Origin of the sequence: Rhodococcus sp. RDE2 (assembly GCF_020885655.1) — a bacterium.
GTDB classification, from domain to species: Bacteria; Actinomycetota; Actinomycetes; order Mycobacteriales; family Mycobacteriaceae; genus Rhodococcus; species Rhodococcus pyridinivorans.
Genome location: NZ_AP025186.1, coordinates 3626343 through 3640135 on the forward strand (window position 1 = coordinate 3626343; position 13793 = coordinate 3640135).

Genomic DNA, 13793 nt, shown 5'->3' on the forward strand with positions numbered 1-13793 from the left:
CGACCGGGAGAAGGTCTAGCGCGGTTCGCGCGTGCCGTTCGGCGTAGGGACGTCCCGATCGCGGGGCGCGCCGAGGAACAGCGCGAACAGTGCGGGCCGGCGTCGCTGCAGTTCGAGACGACCGCCGTCGGCCTCCGCGAGGGCGCGGGCGAGCGCCAGTCCCACCCCGGTCGATCCGCCCCCGGAGAAGCCGCGGTCGAAGACGTACGGCGCGACCTCGTCGCTGACGCCCTCCCCCTCGTCGGCCACCTCGACACACACCGTGACGTCGCCGCGGGTCGCGACCTGCCGCACCGAGACCGTACACGTGCCACCGCCGTGCACGAGCGCGTTGTCGACGAGCACCGCCACCGCCTCACGCAACCGCGAACCGGTCACCGCCGCCCGCAGCGACGGGTCGCCGCGCAGCACCAGTTCCCGTCCCGCCTCCTCGTAGGGGCCGCGCCAGTCGGCGACGACACCGGTGAGTTCGCCGACCACCGACACGTCGGTGCGCTGGTCGGCGCTGCTGTCGCGGGACTGGCGCACGAGGCCGTCGATCGCGGTGGTCAGCCGGTCCACCTGTGCCATGGCCGCCTCGGCCTCCTCCACCACGGCGGGATCGTCGTGGGTGGACAGCTCGTCGAGCCGCAGCCGGATCGCGGTCATCCGGGAGCGGAGCTGATGCGAGACGTCGCCGACGAGCGCGTGCTCGCGCTGCAGGCGGTGTGAGATCTCGACGGCGGCCGAATCCAGCACGTCGGAGACGCGGTCGAGTTCGGGGATGCCGTGCCGCCGGGCCACCGGGCGGAAGTCGCCCTCGGCGAGGCGGGCCGCCCGGTTCGCCACGTCGCGAAGCGGGTCGGCGAGTCGTCGGGCGGTCGCCACCGCGACCAGCGCTCCGGCCGCGACGGAGAGCAGCACCAGCAGGCTCACCGCGGCGAGCACCTGCTGCTGCAGGGTGCGCATGCTCTCCGAGGGCACCTCGATGAGCAGCGAGCCGGACGTCCCCATCGACAACGACTCGACGATCGACGCCCCGAGCACCGGCGTGCCGATGTCCAGGCGCGCCGCGACGTTCTCGGGCGTCGGGTAGACCACCACGGCCCGCCCGTCGGTGGGAACGAGCAGGCGCAGGGAGCTCGTGTCGAGGCCACCGACGACGAATCCGTCGGTGCCCTCCTGGGCAATAATTTCGTCGGCCATGCGTTCGAGCCGGTTCTGCAGGTCGCGGCGGGCGGTGTCCTCGACGAACAGGAACGCCGTGTAGGCGAGCGGGATGCCGAGCAACAGCGCGACGAGCAGCACGGTCGCCAGGACGGCGTTGAGGATGCGGCTGCGCACGCCGGAGACGCTAGTCGGTGTTCAGCCGGAAACCGACACCGCGCACCGTGGCGATGCGACGTTCCCCGGCCGGTCCCTCGTCGCCGATCTTGCGGCGCAACCACGACATGTGCATGTCGAGCGTCTTCGAACCGCGCAGGTCGGCGTCGCCCCACACCTCCTCGAGGATCGCATCGCGGGAGACGACCTGCCCCGCGTGCTCGAGCAGCACGCGCAGGAGCTCGTACTCCTTGTTGGCGAGAGTCACCTCGGAGCCGTCCACGAGGACGCGGCGCGCGGCGCGTTCGAGCCGGATCCCGGCGACGTCCACGACGTCGTCGTTCTCCGGGCCGCCGCGCCGGCGCAGCAGCGCGCGCACGCGCGCCATGAGTTCGGCGAGACGGAACGGTTTGCCGACGTAGTCGTCGGCGCCGGCGTCGAGACCGACGACGAAATCGACCTCGTCGGTGCGGGCGGTGAGCATGAGCACGGCCAGATCGGAGCGGCTCGCCCGGATCTGGCGACACACCTCGAGTCCGTCCATCCCGGGAAGGCCGAGGTCGAGGATGAGCAGTTCGAACCTGCCCGACAGTGCCTGTTCGAGCGCGGCCGGACCGTTGTCCTCGACGGTCACCTCGTACCCTTCGCGTCCCAGCGCACGGGACAGCGGTGCAGCGATTGCGTCGTCGTCTTCGGCGAGTAGAACGGCAGTCACCACGCCAGCCTACGGATCGGGGTTCGCTTTGTCGGAATTACCGGCGGGTCGTGTCGGCACACCTGCGACTCGCGGTCACCAGGCCTTGCGGTGCTCGTGTTCGTCGCGCCGATAGCGGGTGGTATGGCGGTCGTCGGGGCGCTGGTCCTGCGCGTCGAAGGCCTGCCGGTAGAGCAGGGCATGCACCTGCTGGACGTCGGGGATGTCGTCGAACTCGATGGGATCGTCCGCCGCGGAGACCACGACGAGCGTGCCGGTCCTGAGCATCCGGTCGACGAGACCGTGCCGGAACTGGACGTTGCTGATCCGGCCCATCGGGATGTCGATACCCGTGTGGGTGAGCACACCGGTGCGGACGAGCACGCGCCGGTCGGTGACGATGAAGTGCGTGGTGAGCCACCCGACGAAGGGAGGGACGCACCGCCAGCCGACCAGGCCGATCCACGCCGCGGCCACGGCGAAACCGCACCAGGTCGCGGCGGCGCCGTCGAGCCGGGCCTGGACGAGTCCCAGCAGGAAACCGGCGACCATCGTCGACACGAGAAAGGTCGCCGTCGGCAGCACGAGAGACTTCCAGTGCGGATGCCGATGCAGCAGCAACTCTTCCTCGGGTGCGAGGGCGTCCTCCGGATATCCCATACCGCCCACGATGGCATATGTCGGTCTTGTACCGATGCGAGCGGTCGCAGGGTGCTCAGACCGGTCGCAGATGTGTGATGTCGCCCGCAGCGACCGCCACGGCCTCTCCCCCGCCGTCGGGACGGATCACGATCCGTCCCTGGTCGTCGACGTCGGTCGCGACGCCGTGCAGTTCGGTGTCGCCGGGCAGGATCGCGCGGACACGCTGCCCGACCGTGCTGCACCGTTCGCGGTAGGCCGCGGCGAGTTCGGCGGTGTCCCATCCCGCGCGGGCCCACGCCCGGATCCGGTCGCCGAAGCCGGCGAGCAGTGCCTGCGCGAGCGGGGTGCGATCGAGTTCGGTGGCGTCCTCGAGCAGCAGCGAAGTGGCGGTGGGGACGGGCAGTTCGTCGCGCCCGAGGGTGGCGTTGATGCCGATCCCCGCGACGACCGTGGGCACCGGCGAGGTGGCCGCGACCTCGACGAGGATCCCGGCGAGCTTGCGCCCGTCGACGAGGACGTCGTTGGGCCACTTCAGTTGCGCCGCAACACCGGTCACGGATCGCACGGCGTCGACGGCGGCGATGCCGCACAGCAGTGGGAGCCAGCCGATGTTCTGCAGCGGGCACTCGGGCAGCCGCAGCAGGACCGACACGATGACCTGCGCGCCGGGAACACCGTTCCAGGTGCGCGAGTGGCGGCCGCGGCCACCGTGCTGGAACTCGGCGAGCAGCACGCGACGGTCGTCGCCGGTCGCGGCGACGGCGAGCAGATCCGCGTTCGTCGACGCCGTGTCGGCGACGACGTCGAGACGTGTGTAGAAGCCTTCGCGCTCGGCGCCGACGAGGGCATCGCGCAGCGCCGCCTCGTCGAGCGGTGTACGGAGGGCGAGAAGATCGGTCGTGGGCCGGTCGGATGCCATGTACACAGCCTAAAGTGGACCTTCGCTACCTACCCGCCGGTAGGTCCGGAGCGGTGGTCCGGCCTTCGGGACCTCGATGCAGCGGCCTTGTATGACGATCGCTAAGCTGACTGGCCATGACCACTGTCCAGGAGCCGTCCGCGCCCGAGGCGGCGAGTACGCCCGATATCCACACCACCGCCGGCAAGCTGGCCGACCTGCGCAACCGTCAAGCACAGGCCCGCGTCCCGGTCGGTGAGGCCGCAGTCGAGAAGGTTCACGCCAAGGGCAAGCTGACCGCTCGCGAGCGCATCCAGGCGCTCCTCGACGAAGGATCGTTCGTCGAGCTCGACGCCCTCGCTCGCCACCGCAGCACCAACTTCGGCCTGGCCGACAACCGTCCGCTCGGCGACGGCGTCGTCACCGGCTACGGCACGATCGACGGCCGCGACGTCTGTGTCTTCTCCCAGGACGCCACCGTCTTCGGCGGCAGCCTCGGCGAGGTCTACGGCGAGAAGATCGTCAAGGTCATGGACCTGGCCCTCAAGACCGGCCGTCCGCTGATCGGCATCAACGAGGGCGCCGGCGCGCGCATCCAGGAGGGTGTCGTCTCCCTCGGCCTCTACGGTGAGATCTTCCACCGCAACGTGCAGGCCTCCGGTGTCATCCCGCAGATCTCGCTGATCATGGGCCCCGCGGCCGGTGGTCACGTCTACTCCCCCGCACTCACCGACTTCGTCGTGATGGTCGACCAGACCAGCCAGATGTTCGTCACCGGCCCCGACGTCATCAAGACCGTCACCGGCGAAGACGTCACGATGGAGGACCTCGGCGGCGCCCACACCCACATGGTCAAGTCGGGTGTCGCGCACTACGTCGCCGACGGCGAGCAGGATGCCCTGGACTACGTCAAGGACCTGCTGTCCTACCTCCCCAGCAACAACCAGGCCGCTGCGCCGCGTCTCGCCCCGAGCGACCCGATCGAGGGTGCGATCGAGGACTCCCTCACCGCTGAGGACATCGAGCTCGACACGCTGATCCCGGATTCGCCGAACCAGCCGTACGACATGCACGAGGTCATCCGTCGCCTGCTCGACGACGACGAGTTCCTCGAGGTCCAGGCCGAGCGCGCCAAGAACATCATCGTCGGCTTCGGTCGCGTCGACGGCCGCAGCGTCGGCATCGTCGCCAACCAGCCCACGCAGTTCGCCGGCTGCCTGGACATCGACGCGTCCGAGAAGGCTGCGCGCTTCGTCCGCACCTGCGACGCGTTCAACGTGCCGATCATCACGCTCGTCGACGTCCCCGGCTTCCTGCCCGGCACCGAACAGGAGTACAACGGCATCATCCGCCGCGGCGCCAAGCTGCTCTACGCCTACGGCGAGGCGACCGTCGGCAAGATCACGGTCATCACCCGCAAGGCCTACGGCGGCGCGTACGACGTCATGGGTTCCAAGCACATGGGTGCCGACGTCAACCTTGCATGGCCCACTGCGCAGATCGCCGTCATGGGTGCCTCCGGCGCCGTCGGCTTCGTCTACCGCAAGCGCCTGCTCGAGGCCGCCAAGAACGGCGAGGACGTCGACGCGCTGCGCCTCGAACTGCAGAACGAGTACGAGGACACCCTGGTGAACCCGTACGTCGCCGCCGAGCGCGGTTACGTCGACGCGGTGATCCCGCCGTCGCACACGCGCGGTCAGATCGTCTCCGCGCTGCGCCTGCTCGAGCGGAAGATGGTTTCGCTCCCGCCGAAGAAGCATGGAAACATTCCGCTGTGACGCTCGGCGGCAGGACCGGGCTCAGCTCGGTCCTGCCGCGACCGTACGGCGTAGCACGTCGCCGACGACGTGCGATGAACCCGAGAGAGGGATCGACATGACAGCGACCCGGTGGGCATCCGATGCCCGTGTGGACGCGTACCCGGGGGGTGCCCTGTGACAGCGACGGCAGAGGACAAGATCATCACCGAGTTCGAGGTCGAAGAGCAGTCGCCCGCGGCCGAGGCCACGGCCGCCGACGACGCGACCGAAGCCGCCCAGGAGAGCACCGCGGTCGCTGAGACCGCGGCCGCCATCCGCATCGTCAAGGGCAACCCCGCCGACGAGGAGATCGCAGCTCTCGTCGCCGTGCTCGCCGCTGCCGCTGCGTCGGCAGGCGACGAGGTGGTCGACACCCGGCCGCCCGAGACCTGGGGCGATCCGACGCGGATGCACCGGCAGTGGGCGCCGTTCTCGCCGTATTCGTACCCGAACCGCGGCTGACATGCCCCGGCTCGTCCTGGCCTCGGCTTCACCCGCCCGCCTCGCGGTTCTCCACGCGGCGGGCGTGAAGCCGTTGGTGCAGGTGTCGGAGGTCGACGAGGACGCACTCATCGCGTCCCTCGGCCCCGGCACGCCACCGGCGCAGGTCGTCACCGAGCTGGCCCGCGCCAAGGCCACCGACATCCTGCCCGTCCTGCGCGAGCAGAAGCTGCGCGACGCCGTCGTCATCGGCTGCGACTCGATGCTGCTGGTCGACGGCGCTCTGCAGGGCAAGCCCGGCACCGTCGAGGCGGCCCGCGAGCGCTGGCGGACGATGGCCGGCCGCAGCGGCGAGCTGCTCACGGGCCATGCCGTGCTCCGTATCCGCGACGACGAGGTCGTCGCGGAGGCCGCCGACCACAGCGGCACCGTCGTGCATTTCGGCACCCCCACCGACGAGGAGCTCGAGGCGTATCTCGACAGCGGTGAGCCGCTCGAGGTGGCCGGGGCCTTCACACTCGACGGTCACGGGGGCTGGTTCGTCGAGGGCATCGAGGGCGATCCGTCGTCGGTGATCGGCATCGGGCTCCCGCTGGTGCGGCGTCTTCTCGCCGAAATCGGCATCTCCGTCGCACGCTTGTGGGCCGAGAACGCCGCGATCCCCGTCGAGGCGCTCGAGAACTGAGCCGTACCCGGCACTATCGGCTCGGGTCGCCGTACAGGGTCTTCTGCAACGAGCCCGCCATCGCCTCGGCCTTGGCCTTCGCGCGCTCGGCATCCACACCGTGGAACATCTCGTCCACGGTCCCGCACCACAACTGCAACCACCGCTCGAACCGGGCGGGGGTCAGTCCGTGGTGTCCGTGCAACGCCCGGTGCACCGGCACGAATGCTCCGCGATAGCGGGTCGTGCGGAAGAGGATCTGCTCCCAGAAGTCGCCGACGACCACCAGATGGTCGCCCAGTCCGACCACGGCGAGGACGTCGAATGCCGGCGCGAGCACGGGATCGTCGAGGGCCCGTTCGTAGAACCGCCGGACGAGCAGGTCGATGTGCTCCCGCGATGCGAGCTCGACCGGGGCCGGCCGGTCGGGGTGGGTGTCACTGCGGGTCACGTCCCGTCACGGTACCGCCTAGAATCGACGGCGCACCTGCCACCACAGCCTCAGGAGCCCATGTGCCCGTCGCACCCGATAGCAACCCTTCGTTCGCGGTATACGCCGATCCCAACCGTCTCGTGTCGACGGAGTGGTTGTCCGCTCATCTCGGCCATCCCGAAGTGAAGGTCGTAGAGTCCGACGAGGACGTCCTTCTCTACGACGTGGGGCACATCCCCGGTGCGGTGAAGATCGACTGGCATCTCGATCTCAACGACCCCGTCACCCGCGACTACATCGACGGCGAGCAGTTCGCCGCGCTCATGGATCGCAAGGGCATCCGCCGCACCGACACCGTGATCATCTACGGCGACAAGTCCAACTGGTGGGCCGCCTACGCGCTGTGGGTCTTCACTCTCTTCGGGCACGAGGACGTCCGCCTGCTCGACGGTGGCCGCGACGCGTGGATCTCCGAGAACCGCGACACCACCCTCGACATCCCCGTCGCCACGACGAGCGGTTACCCGGTCGTCGAGCGAAACGACGCGCTGATCCGCGCGTTCAAGGACGACGTCCTCGCGCACCTGGGCAAGGGCCCGCTGGTCGACGTGCGCTCGCCGCAGGAGTACACCGGCGAGCGCACCCACATGCCCGACTACCCGGAAGAGGGCGCCCTCCGCGGTGGCCACATCCCCACCGCGGTGTCGATCCCGTGGGCGAAGGCAGCGGCGCCGGACGGCCGGTTCCGTGCGCGGCCCGAGCTCGAGGAGATCTACGGCGACATCGACCAGGACGCCGACGTGATCGCCTACTGCCGGATCGGCGAGCGCTCGAGCCACACCTGGTTCGTCCTCACCTACCTGCTCGGTTACTCGAACGTGCGCAACTACGACGGTTCATGGACCGAGTGGGGCAACGCCGTCCGCGTGCCCATCGTCAAGGGCGACGAGCCCGGAGAAGTGCCGGCCGTATGAGCATCCCCGCCCCGCTCGCCGAGATCGTCGACGACTTCGCCGCCGTCGAGGGTCAGGACAAGCTGCAGTTGCTGCTCGAGTTCAGCCGCGAACTCCCGCCCCTTCCCGAGGAGCTGGAGGAGGCGGCGATGGAACCGGTACCCGAGTGCCAGTCGCCGCTGTTCCTGTCCGTCGACGCCTCCGACCGGTCTCGGGTGAAGCTCCACTTCAGCGCACCCGCCGAAGCGCCGACCACGCGCGGATTCGCGTCGATCCTGCAGCAGGGACTCGACGGTCTGAGCGCGCAGGAGATCCTCGACGTGCCCGACGACTTCTACGCGTCGCTCGGGCTCGCCGAGGCTGTCAGCCCGCTGCGGTTGCGAGGGATGAGCGCAATGCTCACGCGCATCAAGCGGCACCTCCGAACCTGACGCGGTCATGGAGTTCACCGAGCTCGCCGACTACCGGATCCCCCCGGGTGTTCTCACCGAATGGCTGCCGTGTGCGGCCGAGGACGACTGGCGCGAGGACCCTCGCCCCGCCTCGTACATCCACGAGGCGCATCTGAGGCGCACCTCGGGGGTCCGGTACGGCGGGGGCCGCGACTCCTGGCTCGGCACAGCCTTCGAGGTCCCCGGGCCGCTCGACACCGAGCGGTTCCGGCGGACCCTGCAGCGCTGGATCGACCGGCACGAACCGCTGCGCAGCCACGCGCACCTCGACGAGGAGCAGAGCGGCGGCGGTCTGGTGCGGCGCACCGCTCCCCCGGGCCGGGTGTCGGTGCGACCCATCCGGCACGATCCCGCCGATCCCGACACCATCCACGACCACCTGCTCGGTCTGTTCGACGACTACACCACGCCGCATCTGTGGCCGTCCTACGTCTTCGCGACGCTCGAGCGGACACCGGACGGGAATCCGGACGGCACAGCCGGTACAGGCGGCACGACGGGCACAGCCGGTACAGGCGGCACGGAAGACACCGACGATCGGTTCACGGTCTTCTTCGGCGCCGACCACTCCATCATCGACGGGTACTCCGTGGTGCTCGTGGCACACGAGATCTCGGCGCTCTACGAGGAGGAGCGCACCGGTCGCGCCGCCGACCTGTTCCCGGTGGGCAGCTACATCGATTTCGGCGCCGCCGAACGCGACGAGTCCGCGCATCTCGACGACGACGACGAGGCCGTGCAGATCTGGCGGCGGACCCTCACCGAATGCGGCGGCGAACCGCCCGCCTTCCCCCTCCCGATCGGTGCGCGACCCGCACACGCCACACCCCAGCAGCGACTGTCGGAACGCTGGTTCGACGACGACGAGGCGAGCGCCTTCGCCGCATGCTGCCGACGCGCCGGGACGGGTTTCTTCGCCGGCGTGCTGGCGTGTTTCGGCCGGGCGACGGCCGAGTTCACCGGCGCGGACCGGTTCCGGACCGTCGCGCCCGCGCACACCCGCGCCGGGCCGATCTGGGCGGGTTCGCTCGGTTGGTTCGTCGGCCTGCGACCGATCGATCTGAAGCTCACGGACACAACGGATTTCGAGACCCTGGCGATGCGGGCCGGCGATGAACTGCACCGCACCCGCGCGAGCGCACGGGTGCCGTTCGTGCGGGTGGGTGAACTCCTCGGCGTGCCCATCCGGCCCCGTTTCGTCGTCTCGTACATGGACGTGCGGTTCGTGCCGATGGCGGCCCAGTGGCCCGAATGGAACGCCCAGGCGCTGCGGAGCCGCAGCTTCACCCACGACGTCTACGTGTGGATCAATCGCACGCCCGAGGGCGTGAACATGTCGGCGCGATTCCCCGACAACACGGTCGCGGGCGAGAACGTCCCGAGCCTTCTCACGCGCACCCGCGAACTGATGCACGAGGTCGCGGTGGGTGGGCCGTGGATCGCGCGGCCGGAAACGGCAGCAGTCCCACCTACCGGTGAGTAGCATTGTGCGCTCGAACGGCCGCCGTAATGTATATGGGCATCCGGTTACATCGTCGATCCGATCGGCGCTTAGACTGCCCGTCGACGGAAATAACCTAACGATCGATCAACAGGAGGCTCCGTGCCCAGTCATGCCAGCGCGCAGATCACGAAGGTGCTCGTCGCGAACCGCGGCGAAATCGCTGTGCGGGTCATCCGAGCCGCCAAGGACGCGGGCTACGGCAGTGTCGCCGTCTACGCCGAACCGGACGCAGACGCACAGTTCGTGAAGCTCGCCGACGAGGCGTTCGCACTGGGCGGCAACACCTCGGCCGAGTCCTACCTGGTGTTCGACAAGATCCTCGACGCCGCGGCCAAGTCCGGCGCCGACGCCATCCACCCCGGCTACGGCTTCCTCTCCGAGAATGCCGACTTCGCCCAGGCCGTGATCGATGCCGGCCTCATCTGGATCGGCCCCTCGCCGCAGTCCATCCGCGACCTCGGCGACAAGGTCACCGCCCGCCACATCGCCGAGCGCGCCAAGGCTCCGATGGCGGCCGGCACCAAGGACCCGGTCAAGAACGCCGACGAGGTCGTCGAGTTCGCCAAGAAGTACGGCGTGCCGGTCGCGATCAAGGCCGCCTTCGGCGGTGGCGGACGCGGCATGAAGGTCGCGCAGACCATCGAGGAGATCCCCGAGCTGTTCGAGTCGGCCACCCGTGAGGCCGTCGCCGCCTTCGGTCGCGGCGAGTGCTTCGTCGAGCAGTACCTCGACAAGGCCCGCCACGTCGAGGCCCAGGTCATCGCCGACCAGCACGGCAACGTCATCGTCGCCGGCACCCGCGACTGCTCGCTGCAGCGCCGCTTCCAGAAGCTCGTCGAGGAGGCCCCCGCGCCGTTCCTGACCGACGAGCAGCGCAAGCGCATCCACGACTCCGCCAAGGCCATCTGCCGCGAGGCCGGTTACTACGGCGCCGGCACCGTGGAGTACCTCGTGCAGGGCGACACCGTCTCCTTCCTCGAGGTCAACACTCGTCTGCAGGTCGAGCACCCGGTCACCGAGGAGACCGCCGGCATCGACCTCGTGCGTCAGCAGTTCCGCATCGCCAACGGCGAGAAGCTCGAACTCACCGAGGACCCGACCCCGCGCGGCCACTCCTTCGAGTTCCGCATCAACGGTGAGGACGCCGGTCGCGGCTTCCTCCCCGCCCCCGGCCCGATCACCGTCTACAAGGAGCCCACGGGCCCCGGCGTGCGTGTCGACTCGGGCGTCGTCGCCGGCGACGTCATCGGCGGTCAGTTCGACTCGATGCTCGCCAAGCTGATCGTCACCGGTGAGACCCGCGAGCAGGCGCTGCAGCGCGCTGCCCGCGCGCTGGCCGAGTTCGAGGTCGAGGGCCTGGCCACGGTCATCCCGTTCCACCGCCACATCGTCGAGAACCCGGCCTTCGTGGGCGACGGCGAGAAGTTCGACGTCTACACCAAGTGGATCGAGAACGAGTGGGAGAACACCATCGAGCCGTACACCGGTGGTGCCCCGATCGAGGACGAGGACGAGGCCCTGCCGCGTCAGAACGTCGTCGTCGAGGTCGGCGGACGCCGCGTCGAGGTGTCGCTGCCCGGCCAGTTCTCGCTCGGCGGTAACGGCGGCGGTGCCGGCGCGATCCGCAAGAAGCCGAAGCCCCGCAAGCGCGGTGGCGGCGGCGCGGGCAAGGCGTCGGGCGACGCGGTGACCGCACCCATGCAGGGCACCGTCGTCAAGGTCGCGGTCGCCGAGGGCCAGGAGGTCGCCGAGGGTGAGCTCATCGCCGTGCTCGAGGCCATGAAGATGGAGAACCCGGTCAACGCCCACAAGGCGGGTGTCGTCACCGGCCTGGCGGTCGAGCCGGGTGCCGCGGTCACCCAGGGCACCGTGCTCACCGAGATCAAGTAGGACGCCGCTCGAGCGACGCTCGAGTACACGGCAGATCCCCGACGGTCCCCCGCATCGCTCACGATGCGGGGGACCTCGCCGTTCGGGAGCCTCACGATCCGGCTACCGCGCGCGAAAGCGATTAGCCTGGAGACATGGCCGACCGCCCCGAGATCCGCATCGGCACCGCCGAGCGTGAAGAAGCCGTAGCGCTGCTCGGTGAGCACTTCGCCGCGGGACGCCTCAGCCTGGCGGAGTTCGACGAGCGGGTCGCGCTCGCGACGCAGGCCACGGTGCGCGGCGACCTGGTTCCCCTCTTCGCCGACCTGCCCTCGGCGCCGGCCGTGGTGGCCTCCTCGTCCGGGCCACGCGATCTCGCGGAACAACTCCTCACGCTGGTTCCGTTCGTCCTCGTCGCCTTGCTCGTGATCGTCGTCTTCCGGCATCCGATCGCGCTGCTCATCGCCTTCGGTGTGCTGTTCGTGGCGGGTCGCCGGGCCTACCGGCTCCTCGGTGAGGGACGCGGCCCGTCCTGACCTTCCGGTGTGCGGTCGCAGCCCTCGGATGTCGCGGAGATCACAGCATTCCGAGGGGTACCCGTCCCTGTCGCCGGTCCGACGGCACACGTTAGTGTGACCGGCATGCCCGAACACCCCGACATCCGGATCGGCAACGCAGAACGCAGTGAGGCGCTCGACCTGCTCGGCGAGCACTTCGCGCTCGGCCGGCTGACGCTGTCGGAGTTCGACGAACGCAGCGCGAAGGCGTCGGCCGCGACGACGCGGGGTGATCTCCAGGTGCTGTTCACCGACCTGCCCGCCCACCTCACGGATTCCTCCGCCACGACCCGGGACGACCTTCCGGTGATCGCTCCGAAGAAGGATCCCGAGCGTTGGCGCGAGGTCGTGATGGGACTGACGCCGCTGGTCGCGCTCGTGTTGTTCTTCGCCTTCGACTCGTGGCTGTTCTTCCTGCTGATCCCCGCAATGGGCATCGTCCTGTTCGCCGGTCGCGATCGGGACGGGCACAGTACCGAGGACGGCAGCACCAACGCCCGGCGGGACGAGAAGAAGAACGCCTGAACCGTGCCGTCCACGCTCCTCCGGCACCGCGCCCTGCCGCTGATCGTCGCGGTCGTCGTCATCACCGCGATGCTGCTCTCCCCCGGCGGAACCGTGCCGAGCGGTCCTCCTCATGCCGACAAGGTCACGCATGCGCTGATGTTCGTGGCGCTCGCGCTCTGCTCCCGTTACGCACGGATCTCCCCTGTGCTCACCGTCGTGTGGCTGGGCCTCTACGGCGTGCTGACGGAGATCCTCCAGGCCACGGTGGCCGTGCGGCGTTCCGGATCGTTCTGGGACTGGTGCGCCGACCTTGCCGGTGTCGCGATCGGTCTCGCCGTCGCGGCGGTCGTCGGCTCACGTTCTCGCACGCGGTCGAAACCGTAAGCATCAACCCGTGATTCGTCACAAACCCTGACGCTGGTAGCCTCCTCCGCGCCGACAGTCCGACGGGGGATCGGACGGGCTGCTCACGGGGGAACGAATGTCGCAGGAACAGGTCGCGGACGCACTACCGACGGTGCTCCCGCCGTATCTCTACCTACCGTGCGCGGAAGCGGTCTCGGATCCGGCCGATGCCACCGTCGACTATCGATATCTCAGCGACGGCCGCATCGCGCTGCTCGCCTACACGGCACTCGACCGTCTCCACTCCTGTTGCGGCGCCGGGCAACCGTGGCTGGTGCTGCCCACGCACGTGCTCCCGCGACTGCGTGAGGCACAGCCGTGGGATTCGCTGCTGCTCGACGTCCCGATACCCGAAGCGGAACGTCGACACCCGGCCTCCGGAGACGCGAGATGAGCCTGTACGTCGATCCCGACGAACTCGATCGGGCCGCAGGCATCTACACGGGTGCGGCCACGGACACCGCAGATCTCGTCGACACCTGCCCCACAAGCGTGGACGCGGGTCTCGCGACCGGCCCGCTCACCGGCATGCTTGCGCAGATCGTCACCGACCTCGCCGGCATGGTCGAGCTCCTCGGCGGAACGGGTGGCCTGCTGACGACCACAGCGCAGACGTACCGGGACGCCGACGACGAGGCCGCCGCCGCGCTCGTCCGGACCTGGTCGGAGTGAC

The 13793-nt window shown here is 69.5% G+C and carries 17 protein-coding genes; 12 read left to right on the forward strand and 5 right to left on the reverse strand.

The window, feature by feature from the left end:
* Window positions 1-15 precede the first annotated feature (15 nt).
* From LPH33_RS16925 to LPH33_RS16940, 4 genes are all read right to left on the reverse strand, one after another.
* On the reverse strand, window positions 16-1323 hold the full coding sequence (locus tag LPH33_RS16925; protein WP_016694901.1) for a sensor histidine kinase: 1308 nt from the start codon (window positions 1321-1323) through the stop codon (window positions 16-18).
* 10 nt (window positions 1324-1333) lie between these two features.
* Window positions 1334-2017, reverse strand: a complete 684-nt coding sequence (locus tag LPH33_RS16930; RefSeq protein WP_026061725.1) for a response regulator transcription factor — start codon at window positions 2015-2017, stop codon at window positions 1334-1336.
* A 75-nt stretch (window positions 2018-2092) separates the two neighbouring features.
* Window positions 2093-2656, reverse strand: coding sequence for a PH domain-containing protein (locus tag LPH33_RS16935; protein WP_145693318.1), 564 nt, complete (start codon window positions 2654-2656; stop codon window positions 2093-2095).
* A 55-nt stretch (window positions 2657-2711) separates the two neighbouring features.
* Window positions 2712-3557, reverse strand: coding sequence for a biotin--[acetyl-CoA-carboxylase] ligase (locus LPH33_RS16940; RefSeq protein ID WP_016694904.1), 846 nt, complete (start codon window positions 3555-3557; stop codon window positions 2712-2714).
* A 116-nt stretch (window positions 3558-3673) separates the two neighbouring features.
* On the opposite strand from LPH33_RS16940, the gene LPH33_RS16945 reads away from it, so the two are divergent.
* The 3 genes from LPH33_RS16945 to LPH33_RS16955 all read left to right on the forward strand — a co-directional run bounded on the left by LPH33_RS16945 (window position 3674) and on the right by LPH33_RS16955 (window position 6461).
* Window positions 3674-5314, forward strand: a complete 1641-nt coding sequence (locus tag LPH33_RS16945; RefSeq protein WP_016694905.1) for an acyl-CoA carboxylase subunit beta — start codon at window positions 3674-3676, stop codon at window positions 5312-5314.
* Window positions 5315-5470: 156 nt separating this feature from the next.
* Window positions 5471-5797 carry an acyl-CoA carboxylase subunit epsilon gene (locus LPH33_RS16950; protein ID WP_088897691.1) on the forward strand — a complete coding sequence of 109 codons (327 nt, stop codon included), beginning with the start codon at window positions 5471-5473 and terminating at the stop codon, window positions 5795-5797.
* A 1-nt stretch (window position 5798) separates the two neighbouring features.
* On the forward strand, window positions 5799-6461 hold the full coding sequence (locus tag LPH33_RS16955) for a Maf family protein (RefSeq protein WP_088897690.1): 663 nt from the start codon (window positions 5799-5801) through the stop codon (window positions 6459-6461).
* A 13-nt stretch (window positions 6462-6474) separates the two neighbouring features.
* Here LPH33_RS16955 and LPH33_RS16960 read toward each other — a convergent pair whose 3' ends face one another.
* A complete protein-coding gene (locus LPH33_RS16960; protein WP_160874289.1) occupies window positions 6475-6891 on the reverse strand; it encodes a group III truncated hemoglobin in 417 nt (138 codons plus the stop codon).
* A 62-nt stretch (window positions 6892-6953) separates the two neighbouring features.
* Here LPH33_RS16960 and LPH33_RS16965 point away from each other — a divergent pair, with 62 nt between their 5' ends.
* The 9 genes from LPH33_RS16965 to LPH33_RS17005 all read left to right on the forward strand — a co-directional run bounded on the left by LPH33_RS16965 (window position 6954) and on the right by LPH33_RS17005 (window position 13792).
* Window positions 6954-7847 carry a sulfurtransferase gene (locus LPH33_RS16965; protein ID WP_016696120.1) on the forward strand — a complete coding sequence of 298 codons (894 nt, stop codon included), beginning with the start codon at window positions 6954-6956 and terminating at the stop codon, window positions 7845-7847.
* A complete protein-coding gene (locus LPH33_RS16970; RefSeq protein WP_016696122.1) occupies window positions 7844-8257 on the forward strand; it encodes a SufE family protein in 414 nt (137 codons plus the stop codon). The genes LPH33_RS16965 and LPH33_RS16970 overlap by 4 nt, the downstream gene beginning before the upstream one ends.
* 7 nt (window positions 8258-8264) lie before the next feature.
* Window positions 8265-9761, forward strand: a complete 1497-nt coding sequence (locus tag LPH33_RS16975) for a condensation domain-containing protein (protein ID WP_229565199.1) — start codon at window positions 8265-8267, stop codon at window positions 9759-9761.
* 120 nt (window positions 9762-9881) lie between these two features.
* Window positions 9882-11672 carry an acetyl/propionyl/methylcrotonyl-CoA carboxylase subunit alpha gene (locus LPH33_RS16980; RefSeq protein WP_016696124.1) on the forward strand — a complete coding sequence of 597 codons (1791 nt, stop codon included), beginning with the start codon at window positions 9882-9884 and terminating at the stop codon, window positions 11670-11672.
* A 134-nt stretch (window positions 11673-11806) separates the two neighbouring features.
* Complete coding sequence (locus LPH33_RS16985; protein WP_160874295.1) at window positions 11807-12187, forward strand: DUF1707 SHOCT-like domain-containing protein; 381 nt, start codon at window positions 11807-11809, stop codon at window positions 12185-12187.
* A gap of 105 nt (window positions 12188-12292) precedes the next feature.
* Window positions 12293-12733: a DUF1707 SHOCT-like domain-containing protein gene (locus LPH33_RS16990; protein ID WP_160874297.1), complete on the forward strand. Its 441-nt coding sequence runs from the start codon at window positions 12293-12295 to the stop codon at window positions 12731-12733.
* Between the two features lie 3 nt (window positions 12734-12736).
* Window positions 12737-13099 carry a VanZ family protein gene (locus LPH33_RS16995; RefSeq protein WP_160874299.1) on the forward strand — a complete coding sequence of 121 codons (363 nt, stop codon included), beginning with the start codon at window positions 12737-12739 and terminating at the stop codon, window positions 13097-13099.
* A 97-nt stretch (window positions 13100-13196) separates the two neighbouring features.
* Window positions 13197-13514, forward strand: coding sequence for an SAV_915 family protein (locus LPH33_RS17000; protein WP_059382292.1), 318 nt, complete (start codon window positions 13197-13199; stop codon window positions 13512-13514).
* Entirely contained in the window at window positions 13511-13792 is a 282-nt protein-coding gene (locus tag LPH33_RS17005; RefSeq protein WP_059382293.1) for a hypothetical protein, read from the forward strand. Before LPH33_RS17000 ends, LPH33_RS17005 begins: the two co-directional genes overlap by 4 nt.
* Window position 13793 lies beyond the last annotated feature (1 nt).